Source organism: Terribacillus sp. 7520-G (genome assembly GCF_002271665.1).
Lineage (GTDB): Bacteria > Bacillota > Bacilli > Bacillales > Amphibacillaceae > Terribacillus.
This window is the reverse complement of the sequence record NZ_NQFP01000023.1, coordinates 33,786-49,867: the sequence shown is the minus strand read 5'-3', so window position 1 is coordinate 49,867 and position 16,082 is coordinate 33,786. Positions and strand designations below refer to the sequence as shown.

Genomic DNA, 16,082 nt, shown 5'->3' with positions numbered 1-16,082 from the left:
CGCCAAATAACTATTTTTAAGACCTCTAAAGTTTATCAATCCCCAAAACACATGTCAATGATACAACCGAACATTTATTATACATATCTTAGATTCGTTCGTTAAAAAACACCCTATCCATGGATAGGGTGTTTTTATCATGCTGGCGGGACATCACTTTCCGAATATCTATGATCCAAATCTACGAATTTATTATATTCCTTCACAAAGGCCAGCTCCACTGTCCCGACCGGACCATTACGCTGCTTGGCCAGGATGATCTCGATGATATTCTGCTTCTCCGACTCTTTGTCATAATAATCGTCACGGTACAGGAATCCGACGATATCGGCATCCTGCTCGATACTACCGGATTCACGCAAGTCGGACATCATCGGGCGTTTATCCTGCCGCTGCTCAACTCCGCGGGAAAGCTGCGACAGTGCGATGACCGGAACTTCCAGCTCACGCGCCAAAGCCTTCAGGGAACGGGAAATCTCGGAAACTTCCTGCTGACGGTTTTCTCCTTTTCCGGAGCTTGAGCCCATGATGAGCTGCAGATAATCGATCAAGATCATTCCCAATCCGCTTTCCTGCTTCAGGCGGCGGCACTTGGACCGGATATCGCTGACACGGATACCAGGTGTATCATCAATATAAATACCGGCATTGGACAAGCTTCCCATTGCCATCGTGAGCTTGCCCCAGTCCTCTGCCTGGAGGCTCCCTGTACGCAATCGCTGTGCATCGATATTGCCTTCTGCACAAAGCATACGCGAAACGAGCTGCTCCGCTCCCATCTCCAAACTGAAGATGGCGACATTTTCGCCCGCATGGATACTGACGTTCTGTGCGATGTTCAATGCAAAGGCCGTCTTCCCCACCGATGGACGCGCGGCAATGATGATCAAGTCATTCCGCTGGAAACCGGATGTCATCTTATCCAGATCCCGGTACCCCGTAGGGACACCTGTGACCGTGGCATTCTGATGGTGCAATTTCTCGATATTATCGTAAACATCGATCAAAACATCCTTGATGTTCTGAAAAGCACCGGAATTCTTTCGTCCGGAAACCTCCATAATCGATTTCTCTGCTTCGTTGAGCACGTCCTCGACAGCATCTTCCTTAGCGAAGCTTGAGGTGACAATATCGGTGGCAGAACGTATCAGCCTGCGCAGCAGCGCCTTTTCAGCCACGATCTTGCTATAGTACTCAATATTTGCTGCTGTCGGAACGGCATTGGCAAGATCGCTCAAATACGAAACCCCGCCGACCTCCTCCAACAGTTTTGCATTGGCAAGCGCAGTCGTGACCGTGACAAGGTCCACTGGTTCGCCCCTATCGGATAAGCGCATCATCGCATCGAAAATCCGCTGATGGCTTGCACGGTAAAAATCTTCCGCTACTACTTGCTCCGACGCTCTCGATAGTGCTTCAGGTTCCAGAAAGATGGCACCAATCACGGCTTGCTCTGCTTCTATATTATGAGGAGGCGTCCGGTCATTCCAGACTTCTTCCATCATGATTCCCCCATTTCTGGCATACTGCTATCATTGTACCGAAATATCCCCCTTTTGTGTCAAAAGGGGGATGGAAAAATGCTAGTATTTTGTTGGAAAAAATATTATTGCTCGCTGATATGAACTTTCACTTTGCCGGTCACTTCCGGATGCAGCTTCACTTCCAAGTCGCGATAACCCAAGGCGCGGATCGGTTCATTCAACTCGATTTTCCGTTTATCGATCTTGATATTATGTGCCTTCTTCAATTCATCGGCAATCTGTTTGCTTGTGATGGATCCGAATAGACGACCGCCTTCACCGGATTTCGCTTTGACCTCCACAGTCAGATTGGCAAGTGTATCACGCAGTTTTTTCGCTTCTTCCACTTCCTGAAGCTCCAACTGATGCTGTTTATTCTCTTTCGCTTCCTGCACTTTCATATTGCCTTTGGTTGCAGGCACAGCCAAATCATTCTTAAGCAAGTAATTACGTGCATAACCATCCGGCACTTCTTTTACTTGTCCTTTTTTCCCTTTACCTTTGACGTCTTTTGTAAAAATGACTTTCATTCTTCATTTCTCCCTTCAACATACTCATCGATGATCCGCTGCAGGTCCTTCTTGGCTTCCTGTACGGTTGTATCGGCGATCTGCGTGGCAGCATTGGTCAAATGTCCGCCGCCGTTCATTTTTTCCATGATCACCTGGACATTGACTTGCCCGAGGGATCTGGCACTGATTCCGATGCGGCCGTCTTCCCTCTCGGAGATGACAAAACTTGCACTCACACCATCCATCGTCAGCAGTGTATCTGCAGCCTGGGCAATGACGACCGGCCCGAATACCTGCCCGTCTTTTGCCGCAGAGATCGCAATGCCCTCCCGGTAGATATCCGTGTGTTCAATCAAATGCGCCCGTTTCACATAGGTTTCCAGATCCTCTTTCATAAATCGCTGCACAAGCACCGTGTCCGCGCCTTTGGAGCGCAAATACGATGCCGCATCGAACGTACGGGAACCGGTACGGAGCGTAAAGCTTTTCGTGTCGACAATGATCCCTGCAAGCAACGCACTTGCCTCCAGGGTGGATAATCGCAGCTTTTTGGGCTGGTAATCCAGGAGCTCGGTCACAAGCTCAGCTGTCGAGGAAGCATAAGGCTCCATGTAGACAAGCGTCGGTTTCTCAATGAATTCCTCTGCCCGGCGGTGGTGATCGATGACAACGACATGCTCCGTTTTGCTAAGCAGCCTTTCCTCAGCCACCAGCATCGGCTTATGGGTATCGACGACGACCACAAGCGTATTCTTCGTCACCCTGTCAAGTGCTTCTTCCGGACTGATGAATTGCTCCCACAGCTCTTCATCCTGCTGAAGAGATGCCATCAGCTTGGAAACACTATGGGTATCCGCCTTATCAAGGACGATATGCCCGACGATATCATTCGCTTCCGCGATTTTCAGGATGCCGATAGCAGCTCCGATCGAATCCATATCCGGTGCCTTATGCCCCATGATGAGCACTTGTTCACTTTGCTTGACCAATTCCTTCAGCGCGTGGGAAATGACACGCGCCCGCACCCTGGTCCTTTTCTCCATCGGATTCGTCTTTCCGCCATAGAAGCGTACCTTTCCGGCCTCTCCTTTGATGGCAACCTGGTCCCCGCCCCGGCCAAGGGCCAAATCCAAGCTTGATTGCGCCAGTTCGCCGAGTTCCGGCAATGTCTGACCGCCGGCTCCGACACCGATGCTCAGCGTGATCGGGATATTCTGATCCGTTATCAATCCGCGTATTTCATCCAGGATTTCGAATTTCGTCCGCTCCAGCTCCTTCAAGATACGCTGATTGAGCACAGCAAGAAAACGTTCCTGTGAGGTACGCTTCAAATAAATCCCTTTCTGACGCGACCATTCATTCAACTGCGCGGTAACCCGGGAATTGATCTGACTTTTCGCTGTATCATCAAGATTCTGCGTCATTTCTTCATAGTTATCGAGGAAAATGATAGCTAGGACTGTCTGTTCTTCATTATATAAGTTCTGGATTTCCAGCTGCTTCGTCCGGTCGAATAAATACAGCAGCCGCTCTTCCCGCTTGATCACCGTCAGGAAATCATAGTCATCAAGTGTGATCCAAACCTCATTCTTTTCATCCTTGATTGCCGGTATCAGCGCATTTGACAGGTCATCAAGCGAAACGCCCACAAGCGTATCCTCTGTAAACCGGTTCATGTACGGTGTCGTCCATTCAATCTGATAATTCTCGCTGTACAGCACGATACCGATCGGCATCTCCAAGAGCGCTTCCTCGCCGACTTTCTTCACACGGTGGGACATCGTGGATATGTACTCCTCCGTCTGATCCTGCATCCGCTGTTCCGTCAGTATGCTGTAGAAGAAAGACAGCGCCAGGAGCACTGTAAGCGGCAGCCCAAGCTTCCATTCATAAAACCACACACAAATAAGCAAGATGACAGCAATTACATATATCACGATCAAATGCTTACTCAATGCTGGTTTTTTAAATATCTCTGGCATATATGTCAGCTCCTAAACCTATATTCCGCGACCATCCTACTTCTTGCTGCCCATCCGTTCCCGCAGCCTGAATCCTACATCAATTATACCCAAAATGCGTACAAGATACAGCAGTACCGGCGCGAAAAGAATCGAGATCACCACTGCAAGAATCGGCAGCACCTTCGGCAGTTTCCGATGATAGGCGAAATGGAAAAAGAAAGAAAATCCCTGCAGGACAAGCAGGATGCCGGCAAGCTCCGTGACATTTGTGACAATCGGATAAATCCAGCCATTCTGATCCATTTCGAACCAGCGGGCGATGGAACCGATAAAGTAGATGAACAATACGATGACCGGCAAGTTGAACCGGCGGAATGGCGGATAGAGGATCCGTTGTTTACTCTGACGATTGTGAACTTGGTGAGCCAGCCATTGAGAGACGAAAGCAAACAGCAAGGAGGACACAGCGATCATTGTAGGGATCAGCACCAGCACATAATCGAAGGCAGCATCCATTTGCTCCCATTGGGCCTCCGGTACTGTCACCCCGACGGTATCCACTTCGGATTTGACTGTCTGGATCGTATCCTGATAGCTGTCCTGGATCATCCCGATGATGTTGATTCCCGATATGAATTGTGAACCTGCAAGGAATATCGTGAACCCGAGCGCATATCCCACTGCCCCCTTCAATAAAGCTTCATATGTGGAATGCTTTTGATGAAGGATGTAGCCTGTTGCAGCTGCCCCGATCGCGATTGCGATCGTCATTAAGAACCCAGCAACTGTTCCGATGAAGGATAAAAGCAGGATGGCTGCAGAAAAGTAGATCCCTGACTTAAAACCATGCCGGATCCAATAGAGGATGATCGGCACTGGCATGACAAGCATCGCCAGTAAGTTGAGCACTGGCACAAAGATTGCCATAAGCAGCAGAACGAGATAAATCCCTCCCAGCATGGCTCCTTCCGTCAGTTTTCGAGCATTGTTCATGAAACGTGACACCCCATTTGAATATGTAATCATGCAATTGTAGAAAAAGCACAGCTGCATAGGCTGTGCTTATCGTTCGTTTGTATGGACGAAATCGTATCAAAAGCCATTTCATCCGAAAAATTGCTACCCCACGATTATACCTGAAAGCAAGTATTCAAACAAATGTTTCGCCATAAAGAGTAAACAGACTTATCACTCAGCTTGTGAAGTTCTTAATTTGTTGTTTATTTTTTCGGAATGACCCTTTATAATGATAAGACAGCCTTACAATAGGTCAGCACTACATACTTACACCTCATTAGCCACTAATGGGACGAACGTCAAGATCGGCGGCATCGCGTCAAGCATGCCGCCGATTTTTTCCATTCCACACTTTTTACACATTTTTTCTACTGAAACCAGAAGAAGTACAAGATTTCAAAATGCTATGATGAATACAAGATCAGAACAGATTATATATAAAAGAATCGGGTAAACAAAACTAATCCAATCTAAAGAAAGGAAAGAAACCTCATGAAAAATAGTCATTTCAATGCCATCCTTGCAGCGACTCTATTGATCAGCAGTATCGGCGGCTACTTGCACTCTATCTTCTGATTCCATACTCCATGCAAGCTCTTCCTGTAAAAAGGCGGAGCTTTTTTATTTGCTCTATATGGTAAATGGACGCTCACCCAGGCGCATGCTGAAAAATCCCCTCTTGGAACATCCTGCAGAATATGTCAAAATATTTTTAACTAACTATTGGGAGTGGGACGTTTTGTTGACAGATTATCATGTACATATGGCAGAAACAGGCTCGTTCACTTTGGAGTACATCCGCGAATACCTTAAAGCGGCTAAAGAAAAAGGTATAGAGGAATTCGGCATATCCGAGCATGCTTACTTTTTCCAGGAAACAAATAAAATCCTGTCAAACCCGTGGGTCGAAAACCGCCGGACGCTCCACTTCAAGGATTATCTTGAATTCTTCGAAGAAATCAAGCAAGCAGGACTTCCCGTCAAAATGGGCATCGAGATGGACTATACACCAGGCAAAGAAGCGGAGATGAAAGAATTCCTCGAACAGCATCCTTTCGATTATGTCATCGGATCCGTTCATTGGATTCGGGATTGGGGAATCGACCTTGATATCTTCAAAGAAGAATATGAAAAACGGGACTTGAAGCAGGCCTATCGCGATTATTATGATCAAATCATCACACTTGCCGAATCCAGGCTCTTCAGCTTTGTCGGCCACATCGATTTAATCAAGATATTCGGCTATAAACCGGATGACAAAGACTTCATCGAAGGAGAATATGATCGGGTTGTACGGGCACTCGCTGAAAATGATACATGTATCGAGATCAGTACAGCGGGTTTGCGCAAACCAGTCGGTGAAATATATCCGGATCCCGTCCTGCTGCAAAAATGCTTTGATGCAGGTGTCGGCATCGTCATCAACTCTGATGCACATGCACCGAAGCATGTAGGCTATGCATATGATCAGGCAATCGAACTCGCCAAACGTGTCGGGTATACCGAAATCCAGACATTCGAAAAAAGGCAGCGAAAAGCGATGCCTATCGGCTGAACAAATGAATGATCATATCGACAGATGGAAACATTAATGGAAAGGAGCTGCAGATTTGCTGCAAGCTCCTTTCTTTTATGCAGGTAATCCCTTACAAGTCAGAATACTTTTTCTAATTTCTATTTGCAGGCACATTTCCTATAATGGACTACATATATCCATCACTACACTAAAGGAATGCAGTATGCGGCGTCAGAAGAAGGAGTGACATCATGAACCAATCGGAGAACACAGCACTAAAGAAGGAAATTGGAATTTTTCTAGGATTATCCATAGTTGTAGGAACGATCATCGGGTCTGGCGTGTTTATGAAACCAGGACCTGTACTTAGTCATGCGGGAAGCTCTGAAATTGCCATGCTGGCCTGGCTGATCGGAGGATTGCTGACACTTGCCGGCGGTCTGACCATTGCGGAAGTGGGTGTACAGATTCCGAAAACAGGCGGATTGTACGCTTATCTGGAGGAAACCTACGGAGAGCTGTGGGGATTCCTTTGCGGCTGGGTGCAAACGATCCTATACGGACCTGCCATCATCGGTGCTTTGGGACTTTACTTCGGCACCCTTTTAGTCAATCTGTTCGGCTGGGATACGAAATGGACAGCTGCTGTAGGTATTGCAAGTGTCGCGTTTCTTTGCCTCATCAATATTCTCGGTACGAAACTCGGCGGGGCGGTACAGCTCGTTACGACAATCGGCAAACTGCTTCCGATCATTTTAATCGTGGCATTCGGCTTCTGGAAAGGAGATGAGGACTTTTTCAGTGCCGTACCAGAAGCAATTTCCGATATGAATTTCGGAGCTGCCGTGCTGGCGACATTATTCGCTTATGACGGCTGGATCATGCTGGCCTCCATGGGCGGTGAGATGAAAAATCCAGAGAAAACACTGCCTAAAGCGATGATTGGCGGTATTTTGATCGTTACTGCTTGTTATCTGCTTATCAACGCAGCAATGCTTTATATCCTGCCGGCGGGGGAAATCGTCAGCTTGAATACAAATGCAGCCAGCACAGCTGCCAAGCTTGTCCTCGGTGATGCTGGTGAAATCATTGTCAGCCTGGGTATCATCGTCAGCATTTTCGGTTGTCTCAATGGGAAAATCCTGACGTTCCCGCGTATCCCGTTCGCAATGGCTGAGCGAGGTCAGCTGCCTTTTTCCAATTTGCTGAAAAAAGTGCATCCTGCCTTGCATACACCTTGGGCGGCAGTCGTGCTCCAGCTTGTGCTTTCTATCATCTTCATGCTTGTCAGCAACCCTGATAAGCTGTCGGAAATGAGCATTTTCACGATTTACATGTTTTATGTCCTGGCTTTCTATGCTGTGTTCATCTTACGCAAACGAAACAAAGGGAAAAAACGCGCCTATAGTGTGCCGCTTTACCCATTCATCCCGATCGCTGCCATTGCAGGCTCCTTATTTGTCTTGATCAGTACACTGTTCACAGATTTCCTAAGCTGCCTCTTTTCAATCGGAGTAGCAGTCATCGGTCTTCCGATATTCTATATTTTGAAAGCAAGACGGCGTTAAAAAAGCGAGCAGACAAGATCTGCTCGCTTTCTTTTATATCGTGATAGCTGTCACATCAAAAATATCATCCAGCTGTTTCAAACCTTCGACTTCGTCCGCCTGCGGCTCTTTATCGACGGTGAGCATCATGATCGCATCGCCGCCCTCATTGGACCGCCCTACCTGCATCGTCGCAATATTCACCTCATATTTCGCCAGCAAGGTCCCGACTCGGCCGATTGCTCCTGGCTGGTCTTTATGCCGTACAAGGAGCATATGGCCAGCAGGTGTCACATCGACATAATAGTCATCCACTTTTACGATGCGGGCCCCCAGTCCATTGACGAGTGTCCCTGCCACCTGATGCGTCACGGTAGCCGATTTAGCTTCCACTGTCACCAAGCTGGTGAAACCTCGTGTCGTGGAAGTCTTCTGCTCATTGATCGTGATACCTCGTTTTTTGGCAAGATGCGTCGCATTCACTTCATTCACATTTCCTAAATAACGCTGCAGCAAGCCCTTCACTGTGTTCCTTGTCAGTGGCGCCACTTCTTGATCTGCCAGGTCGCCTGCATAATAGACAGTCACTTCTTCGATGGCATCCGGCATTGTCCTGGCCAGGAAGGCTCCAAGCTTTTCCGCAAGATCAAAGTAAGGCTGGATTTTCCGCATGACTTCAGGAGAAATCGAGGAGAAGTTGACCGGATGGATAGCCTGGCCGCCCCTGAGGATCTGCATCACATCTTTGCTGACGTCGATTGCGACGTTTTCCTGCGCTTCCACCGTGCTTGCCCCCAAATGCGGTGTGGCAATCACTTGCGGCAGCTCCAGCAGCTTATGATGAACGGCCGGTTCTTCTTCGAAAACATCCAATGCTGCCCCAGCTACCTTCCCGCTGATGATCGCATCATACAGCGCCTCTTCATCGATGATTCCGCCTCTGGCACAGTTCAGTATCTGAACACCTTCCTTCATCTGAGCAAAGGCCTCAGTGGAAATCATATGCCGCGTCTCTTTCAGCAATGGGGTATGGACGGTCAAGAAGTCACTCGCAGCAAAAACCTCCTCCAATGTTCCATAGCCGATTCCCATCTTGTCTGCTCGATCCTTGGTCAGGAACGGATCATATGCAATCACATCCATACGCTGTCCCTTCGCCCGATATGCTACTTCCGCTCCGATCCGGCCCATTCCGACGATACCAAGTGTCTTGCCTTTCAATTCGACACCGATATGCTGCTTGCGTTCCCAGCGTTCTTCCTTCAATGCCAGGAATGCCTGCGGAATGTTGCGAGCAAGCGACATCATCATCGCCACCGTATGTTCAGCGGCCGAGTTTGTATTACCGTCCGGGGCGTTGACAACGACGATGCCAAGCTCTGTCGCTGCTTCCAAATCGATATTGTCCACCCCCACACCGGCACGCCCGATTACCTTGAGATCCGGTGCTGCTTCCATGATCGCACGTGTGACCGTCGTCTGGCTGCGGACGAGCAATGCATGATAATCACCGATTTTTTGGATGAGCTCTGCTTCATCCATTCCGGTATCCACAGTTACGCTGAAATCATCTGCCTGTGTTAATGGTGCCATGCCTTCTTTGCTTAATGGATCACTGATCAATACACGGTACATCATCATATCACTTCACTCCCCGTTCCAAGTAGATTTGCTGTGCCGCTGCTGTTCCTGCTCCCATTGTCACTTGTTTGCCGATCTGTACAAGACCTATTTCCACTGCCCCGATTACCTGCAGTACATCTGCCGGCGAGCAATATCCCATATGACCGATCCGGAAGATTTGTCCCTTCATATGCTGCTGGCCGCCTGCAAAAGCCAAATTGAATTCCTGCTTCAATTGCTTACGCAGCTGCTCCGCATCAAAATCGTCCGGTTTGATCGCAGTCACCGTCGGGGAAGCATATGCATCCTCCACAAGCAGCGGTATCCCCAATGCACGGAAGGCAGCTCTTGTCATATCACGCATCAGCCGATGCCTTGCATACACTTGCTCCAATCCTTCCTCCTCAAGCAATGTCAGCACTTGCTCGAGTCCGAACATAATGGATAAAGCTGGTGTAAAAGGCGTGCTGTCCTTTTCCAGACCATCCCGATATTTCGTCAAATCCAAGTAAAATCGCGGCTGCGGATTCTCCTCGATCACTCGCCATGCCCGATCACTGACTACAGCAAAGAACATCCCGCCCGGAAGCATGAATGCTTTCTGTGTGCCTGTCACCAAAATGTCGATGCCCCACTCATCGAATTCCGTCTCCACACCCGCCACACAGGATACGCCATCCACGATGACCAAGGCCTCTGAAGCTTCACGGATAGCTTCAGCAATTTCTTTGATCGGGTTCAGCACTCCTGTGGATGTTTCACAATAGGTGACAAAGACCGAGCTGATTCCCGGATGTTCTTCCAAGTAACTCTTTATATCATCCGGTTTCGCCGCTTCTCCCCAAGTCACATCCAGGCGATGGACCAGAAGCTGATATGCTTGGGCTATCTTGACAAACCGATCGCCGAAAGCACCCACGACGACGACCAGCACTTCATCTCCCGGCTTGGAGGTATTGGCCACTGCTGCTTCCAATCCGGCAGTTCCGCTGCCCGTCACAAGCAGCACATCCTGCTTCGTACCGAAGACCGGCTTCAATTTAGGCTTGATCCGCTGCAGCAAAGCAGTTGTCTCTGCACCGCGATGACCTATCATAGGCTGGCTCATCGCACGCTGTACGCTCGGCGGTATTGGTGACGGTCCTGGAATCCGTAGTAAAAGCTGATCTGGTAACATAAATTCTTTTCCTCCTTGGATTGTAAGATATCTTAACAGGTAAAAAAGCCCATAAGAAAAGCCTTCCGCTCCCTTACCTGTTATTAAGTAAGGGGCGAAAAGCTTGAATCCACTCACGCGGTGCCACCCTTTTTTCACTGCCTGTTCTGACATGACAGCCTTCATTGAAGCTATGCGTAACGGACATAAACCGGACAAGCCTACTGGATTCAGCCTGCCTATTCAGAAGTGCTGCCCTTTGACGGATTATACTAGTTTACACCAGCCACTAGCTCTCTTGGATAAGCACGAACAAAGGTATGATCTTCATCGACATAGTTATCATTTGGTTCAATTTTTTATTTATCATAGCAGACATACAGCTATTGTCAATACATTTTCTAATAATTTTAGCAAATCGGATTGTTCGGATTTTACGAGAATCTGCTTGTTCCTTGCTTTTTTGCTATACTGGACCAAATGGAAAATGACCTGGAGGGATATTCTATGCAATTGGAAACAGCAGCAAGGATGATAGCAGGAGCTTCTTCAGTGGCAGTCCTGACTGGTGCCGGCGTATCCACTGCCAGCGGTATACCCGATTTCCGTTCAACGGATGGTCTTTGGACCGCTGATCAAAGCAGGGAATATTATATTTCCAACCACTACTTTTATAAGGATCCCGTGGATTTCTGGCAGAAATACAAGGATATCTTCCGCGTGAAATTGCTTAAGGATTACGGTCCGAACCATGTACATCGTTATCTGAAAAAGCTGGAAACGGACGGCAAGCAAATCACTGTCATCACCCAAAATGTCGATGGCCTCCATACACTTGCCGGCAATGAGCATGTCATCGAATACCATGGAACCTTGAATACTGCCACCTGTCCAAACTGCGGCAGGTCCTATGACTTACCTTACCTATTGGAAACGGATACCCCTGTATGTAAAGAATGTGAGCAAATACTTAAACCCGATGTAGTCCTGTTTGGCGACCCGATCACAGAACATGACCGATCAGAAAGGGCGATACGGCAAAGTGAACTGATACTTGTACTGGGCACTTCCCTGCTCGTGAGTCCATTCAACATACTCCCCCAGTATGCCAATTCACTTGGCAAACCCTCCATTTTGATCAACCGGGAACCAACGGTCATGGATGAGCTGTTCGATGTCGTCATTCATGATGATCTTTCCAAAATCGTAAAGCAGCTGCAAAAATAGCGAGCTCCCCCTTAGGAACTCGCTATTTCTCATTCGTATCGATAGTGGTGGATGGGTTTGGATTGTTTAACGAGCAGGACGAAAACGACAGCAGCTATGGCAAAAGCACCCGCAATAGTGAAAGCAAACTGTACACCAGCTGTCATGGCATGAGCTGCACCCTGGGCGGCTGCAGCTTGGCTCCCGCTGCTCATCAGGGTGATGAACAGCGCCGGACCGATCGCCCCGGAGATTTGGTTGAAAGCATTCAAGGAAGCACTGCCGTGGGAATAGAGCTCCTCTGACAGCTGATTGAGGCCTAATGTCGTCATCGGAGTCAAAATCAACCCGATCGCAAAGGTAAAGCCGACATATAGCAAAGTAAACTGCAGCATGGACGTATCAGTCGATATAGTCGCCATCAATGCAATCATCCCCACTAAGAGGACTGTTCCGGTCACAGCAAAGGGCTTAGGTCCGAATCGATCAGAAAGCCGGCCTGTAAACAGTGCCATCACAGCAATCATGATACCGCCCGGGAACAGGACAATGCCGGAATCAAAAGCACTGATCCCCAAAGCATCCTGCATGAACACAGGCAATAGAATCATAGCGGCGAAAAAGCACATCATGACAGTGATCGTGACCAGGATCGCCATCAGGAAGTTCTTATTTCTATATGGCCGCAAATCAAGCATCGGCATCTCCAAGTTAAATTGACGATAAGCAAAGTACGCAATGGCAGCAAAGCCAATCAATAAGGCACCCAGTACGAGCGGACTGGTCCATCCTTGCGCTCCGGCACCGCTGAAGCCGACCACGACCGAACCGAAACCGATTACCGACAAAACGACAGACAATATATCGATTTTCGTACGTTTCGTCTCCAATACATTACGCACATAATAAGCAGCAAAACCAAGCAAGGCAAGCGTCAGGGGCAGTACACTGATAAACACATACCGCCAGGAAGCCTGCTCCACCACAAGACCGGAAAATACCGGACCTATCGCTGGCGCAAACAAAATGACGACCATCAGAAGACCGAGCATCGAACCACGTTTGGCCAGCGGTGTGATCGTAATGATCACTGTCGTCACCAGCGGGATGATGATCCCTGAACCAGAAGCCTGAATCACACGTCCAAGCAGCAAAACAGCAAAGTCAGGAGCAACACCGGCAACCAGTGTCCCGATAAAGAAAAACGATAGTGCAGTAAGCAGCAGCTGCCTCGTCGTAAAACGCTGCATCAAGTACGCACTGATCGGAATGAGTATACCGATTGTCAGCATATATCCTGTAGAAAGCCAATGCGCAGTTGTCGTTTTGATTCCCAAGGTCTCTTCTATATTCGGCAAAGCGACATTCATGACGGTCTCATTTATCAGCGCAATGAAATTCCCCACCATCAAGACAATAATCAGCGGAATACGATTTTCCACTTGCACATGTTTATCGATTGTTTGTGTAGCAACAGCCATATGGATGCTCCTTTCTTCGGTCAGATTAAAAATCAACTTTTTCCATTATAGAAGTTATGCATCTAGATTCAAGCATCTTGTTTATCAACCTGGCATATCATCAAATTAATTAAATTCCGAAAACTATCCAATAAAAAAAGCCCCTGTTCCAGGGACTTTCTATATGAGGAAAAACTATTAAGATATATAAAAAAGCATCATCCAAATGGACGATGCTTTTATGCATTACTCGCTCACGTATGGCAATAGAGCCATTTGACGAGCTCGTTTAATTGCGATTGTCAATTTACGCTGGTATTTTGCAGAAGTTCCAGTCACACGGCGAGGAAGAATTTTTCCACGCTCGGAGATGAAACGTCTTAGCAAATCAACGTCTTTGTAATCGATGTAAGTGATGCCATTTGCTGTGAAATAGCATACTTTTCTGCGCTTAGCGCGACCGCGACGTGCTGCCATGTCAGATTGCCTCCCTTAAATTAGAATGGTAAATCATCATCGGAAATATCGATCGGTTCCCCTTTATCACGGAAAGGATCTTGGTCGTTATTCCGGTTAAAGTTGTTATTGCTATTGAAGTTATTGTTATTATTGTTGAAGTTCGAGTTCTGATTTTGGTATCCAGAAGAACCTTGTCCGCCTCCTTGAGAACTGCCTTTGGACTCGAGGAATTGTACGCTGTCTGCAACGATTTCCGTTACAAATACACGGTTGCCCTCTTGATTATCAAAGCTTCTCGTTTGGACACGGCCATCGACGCCAACCAGACTTCCTTTGCTCATGAAGTTCGCCAGATTCTCAGCTGGACGCCTCCATACAACACAGTTGATGAAATCTGCCTCACGTTCGCCTGACTGATTAGAGAAAGGACGGTTTACTGCTAAGGTAAAGTTGGCAACTGCCACTCCATTTGGTGTGTAACGCAGGTCCGGATCCTTGGTTAATCTGCCGACAAGTACGACACGATTTAACATCAGAACCCCTCCTTATTTCTCGTCTAGACGAATCGCGATCTGACGAATGATATCATCAGAGAATTTCGCCTGACGGTCGAATTCATTAATAGCGGCTTCAGTGCCTTTAAGATTAATGACGTAGTAGTAGCCATCACGATAGTCGTTGATTTCGTAAGCAAGGCGTTTTTTGCCTTTCTCGTCAACTTTCTCGATTTCCGCACCATTATCAGTCAGGATTCCGTTGAAACGCTCAACTAGAGCAGTTTTAGCTTCTTCCTCGATATCTGGGCGGACGATGTACATGATTTCGTAATCTCTCATCCGTTTGCACCTCCTTTTGGACTTAACGGCTCTTATCTCTCATAAGAGCAAGGAGTAATCTTTAAAAAACGTAATTACTCACAATGAAGAATTATAGCAAATTATCTGCCGTTAAGCAAGCTTATTCCACATATTTATGTGATGAGGATCCGACCTTACACGTTGAAACGGAAATGCATGACATCTCCGTCTTGCACCAAATACTCTTTACCTTCCAAGCGAACCTTCCCGCGCTCTTTTGCGACAGCCATGGAACCAGCATCAACCAGGTCCTCATAAGAAACGGTTTCTGCCCGGATGAACCCTTTTTCAAAATCAGTATGAATGATACCTGCAGCCTGAGGCGCTTTGATACCTTTCTTGAAGGTCCAAGCCCGCACTTCCTGTTCCCCGGCCGTGAAATAAGTCGCCAAGCCAAGCAGGCTGTAAGAAGCCTTGATCAGCTGATCCAAACCTGACTCTGGAATGCCTAACTCTTCGAGGAACATTTCCTTTTCCTCGCCTTCAAGCTCAGCAATTTCCGACTCGATCTTCGCACAAACAACGATTACCTGTGCGCCTTCATTTGCCGCAAACTCCTGTACCTTGGCAAGATTTTCATTAGCGGACGGATCTGCAACTTCTTCTTCACTCACGTTAGCAGCGTACAAAACCGGTTTGCTTGTCAAAAGATGCAAGCCTTTTACGATCTTTTGCTGTTCATCCGTGAATTCCAGCGCACGGGCAGGCTGTTCATTCTCTAGTGCTTCTTTGATCTTGGATAGGACTTCTTGTTCTGCAACAGCTTCTTTGTCTTTTTGACGGGCAAGCTTCTCTACACGCTGCAGGCGTTTATTGACAGAATCAAGGTCTGCAAAGATCAATTCCAGATTGATTGTCTCGATATCATCGATTGGATCGACTTTACCGGATACATGCGTGATATTTTCATCATCAAAGCAGCGAACGACGTGAACGATTGCGTCTACTTGACGGATGTGGGATAGGAACTGGTTGCCAAGTCCTTCTCCCTTGCTCGCACCTTTCACAATACCAGCGATATCAGTGAATTCGAATGCAGTTGGGATGGTTTTCTTCGGTTTGACCAGTTCAGTCAATTTATTTAAACGTGAATCCGGGACTTCTACAATGCCGACATTTGGATCGATCGTACAGAACGGATAGTTGGCAGATTCCGCCCCCGCTTGTGTGATCGCATTGAACAATGTGGATTTACCGACGTTCGGTAATCCGACAATACCTGCTGTTAAAGCCATGTAATCT

At 47.6% G+C, this 16,082-nt stretch carries 14 protein-coding genes and 1 other annotated feature; of the genes, 3 read left to right on the top strand and 11 right to left on the bottom strand.

The window, feature by feature from the left end; all coding sequences use genetic code 11:
* Positions 1-137 precede the first annotated feature (137 nt).
* The 4 genes from dnaB to CHH53_RS08730 all read right to left on the bottom strand — a co-directional run bounded on the left by dnaB (position 138) and on the right by CHH53_RS08730 (position 4,992).
* On the bottom strand, positions 138-1,502 hold the full coding sequence (gene dnaB, locus CHH53_RS08745) for a replicative DNA helicase (protein WP_095215740.1): 1,365 nt from the start codon (positions 1,500-1,502) through the stop codon (positions 138-140).
* Positions 1,503-1,606: 104 nt separating this feature from the next.
* Positions 1,607-2,053 (bottom strand): 50S ribosomal protein L9, encoded by a 447-nt coding sequence (gene rplI / locus CHH53_RS08740; protein ID WP_095215739.1) that lies wholly within the window; start codon positions 2,051-2,053, stop codon positions 1,607-1,609.
* Positions 2,050-4,017: a DHH family phosphoesterase gene (locus CHH53_RS08735; RefSeq protein ID WP_095215738.1), complete on the bottom strand. Its 1,968-nt coding sequence runs from the start codon at positions 4,015-4,017 to the stop codon at positions 2,050-2,052. Before CHH53_RS08735 ends, rplI begins: the two co-directional genes overlap by 4 nt.
* Before the next feature lie 36 nt (positions 4,018-4,053).
* The gene (locus CHH53_RS08730) at positions 4,054-4,992 is read right to left on the bottom strand and encodes a YybS family protein (RefSeq protein ID WP_158221519.1); all 939 of its coding nucleotides are present in this window, start codon (positions 4,990-4,992) and stop codon (positions 4,054-4,056) included.
* Positions 4,993-5,755: 763 nt separating this feature from the next.
* Here CHH53_RS08730 and CHH53_RS08725 point away from each other — a divergent pair.
* Together CHH53_RS08725 and CHH53_RS08720 are read left to right on the top strand one after the other, a co-directional pair.
* Positions 5,756-6,571: a histidinol-phosphatase gene (locus tag CHH53_RS08725; protein WP_095215736.1), complete on the top strand. Its 816-nt coding sequence runs from the start codon at positions 5,756-5,758 to the stop codon at positions 6,569-6,571.
* Positions 6,572-6,783: 212 nt separating this feature from the next.
* The gene (locus CHH53_RS08720; RefSeq protein WP_095215735.1) at positions 6,784-8,100 is read left to right on the top strand and encodes an APC family permease; all 1,317 of its coding nucleotides are present in this window, start codon (positions 6,784-6,786) and stop codon (positions 8,098-8,100) included.
* 33 nt (positions 8,101-8,133) lie between these two features.
* Here the strand turns inward: CHH53_RS08720 and serA are convergent, their stop codons facing one another.
* Entirely contained in the window at positions 8,134-9,717 is a 1,584-nt protein-coding gene (serA, locus tag CHH53_RS08715) for a phosphoglycerate dehydrogenase (protein ID WP_095215843.1), read from the bottom strand.
* Positions 9,718-9,721: 4 nt separating this feature from the next.
* Complete coding sequence (locus tag CHH53_RS08710; RefSeq protein WP_095215734.1) at positions 9,722-10,879, bottom strand: pyridoxal-phosphate-dependent aminotransferase family protein; 1,158 nt, start codon at positions 10,877-10,879, stop codon at positions 9,722-9,724.
* An 87-nt stretch (positions 10,880-10,966) separates the two neighbouring features.
* Positions 10,967-11,201: a binding site (T-box leader), on the bottom strand.
* Between the two features lie 164 nt (positions 11,202-11,365).
* Here CHH53_RS08710 and CHH53_RS08705 point away from each other — a divergent pair.
* A complete protein-coding gene (locus CHH53_RS08705; protein WP_095215733.1) occupies positions 11,366-12,085 on the top strand; it encodes an NAD-dependent protein deacylase in 720 nt (239 codons plus the stop codon).
* Positions 12,086-12,114: 29 nt separating this feature from the next.
* Here CHH53_RS08705 and CHH53_RS08700 read toward each other — a convergent pair whose 3' ends face one another.
* The 5 genes from CHH53_RS08700 to ychF all read right to left on the bottom strand — a co-directional run bounded on the left by CHH53_RS08700 (position 12,115) and on the right by ychF (position 16,075).
* Positions 12,115-13,545: an MDR family MFS transporter gene (locus CHH53_RS08700; RefSeq protein ID WP_095215732.1), complete on the bottom strand. Its 1,431-nt coding sequence runs from the start codon at positions 13,543-13,545 to the stop codon at positions 12,115-12,117.
* A gap of 225 nt (positions 13,546-13,770) precedes the next feature.
* Complete coding sequence (gene rpsR, locus CHH53_RS08695) at positions 13,771-14,001, bottom strand: 30S ribosomal protein S18 (RefSeq protein WP_095215731.1); 231 nt, start codon at positions 13,999-14,001, stop codon at positions 13,771-13,773.
* Between the two features lie 20 nt (positions 14,002-14,021).
* Positions 14,022-14,516, bottom strand: coding sequence for a single-stranded DNA-binding protein (gene ssb, locus CHH53_RS08690; RefSeq protein WP_095215730.1), 495 nt, complete (start codon positions 14,514-14,516; stop codon positions 14,022-14,024).
* 12 nt (positions 14,517-14,528) lie between these two features.
* The gene (gene rpsF, locus CHH53_RS08685; protein ID WP_095215729.1) at positions 14,529-14,819 is read right to left on the bottom strand and encodes a 30S ribosomal protein S6; all 291 of its coding nucleotides are present in this window, start codon (positions 14,817-14,819) and stop codon (positions 14,529-14,531) included.
* A 155-nt stretch (positions 14,820-14,974) separates the two neighbouring features.
* Complete coding sequence (ychF, locus tag CHH53_RS08680) at positions 14,975-16,075, bottom strand: redox-regulated ATPase YchF (protein WP_095215728.1); 1,101 nt, start codon at positions 16,073-16,075, stop codon at positions 14,975-14,977.
* Positions 16,076-16,082 lie beyond the last annotated feature (7 nt).

Bases quoted from the DNA above. Each gene is read 5' to 3' on its own strand.
- dnaB (WP_095215740.1), bottom strand. From the start codon at position 1,502: ATGGAAGAAGTCTGGAATGACCGGACGCCTCCTCATAATATAGAAGCA.
- rplI (WP_095215739.1), bottom strand. From the start codon at position 2,053: ATGAAAGTCATTTTTACAAAAGACGTCAAAGGTAAAGGGAAAAAAGGA.
- CHH53_RS08735 (WP_095215738.1), bottom strand. From the start codon at position 4,017: ATGCCAGAGATATTTAAAAAACCAGCATTGAGTAAGCATTTGATCGTG.
- CHH53_RS08730 (WP_158221519.1), bottom strand. From the start codon at position 4,992: ATGAACAATGCTCGAAAACTGACGGAAGGAGCCATGCTGGGAGGGATT.
- CHH53_RS08720 (WP_095215735.1), top strand. From the start codon at position 6,784: ATGAACCAATCGGAGAACACAGCACTAAAGAAGGAAATTGGAATTTTT.
- serA (WP_095215843.1), bottom strand. From the start codon at position 9,717: ATGATGTACCGTGTATTGATCAGTGATCCATTAAGCAAAGAAGGCATG.
- CHH53_RS08710 (WP_095215734.1), bottom strand. From the start codon at position 10,879: ATGTTACCAGATCAGCTTTTACTACGGATTCCAGGACCGTCACCAATA.
- CHH53_RS08705 (WP_095215733.1), top strand. From the start codon at position 11,366: ATGCAATTGGAAACAGCAGCAAGGATGATAGCAGGAGCTTCTTCAGTG.
- CHH53_RS08700 (WP_095215732.1), bottom strand. From the start codon at position 13,545: ATGGCTGTTGCTACACAAACAATCGATAAACATGTGCAAGTGGAAAAT.
- rpsR (WP_095215731.1), bottom strand. From the start codon at position 14,001: ATGGCAGCACGTCGCGGTCGCGCTAAGCGCAGAAAAGTATGCTATTTC.
- ssb (WP_095215730.1), bottom strand. From the start codon at position 14,516: ATGTTAAATCGTGTCGTACTTGTCGGCAGATTAACCAAGGATCCGGAC.
- rpsF (WP_095215729.1), bottom strand. From the start codon at position 14,819: ATGAGAGATTACGAAATCATGTACATCGTCCGCCCAGATATCGAGGAA.
- ychF (WP_095215728.1), bottom strand. From the start codon at position 16,075: ATGGCTTTAACAGCAGGTATTGTCGGATTACCGAACGTCGGTAAATCC.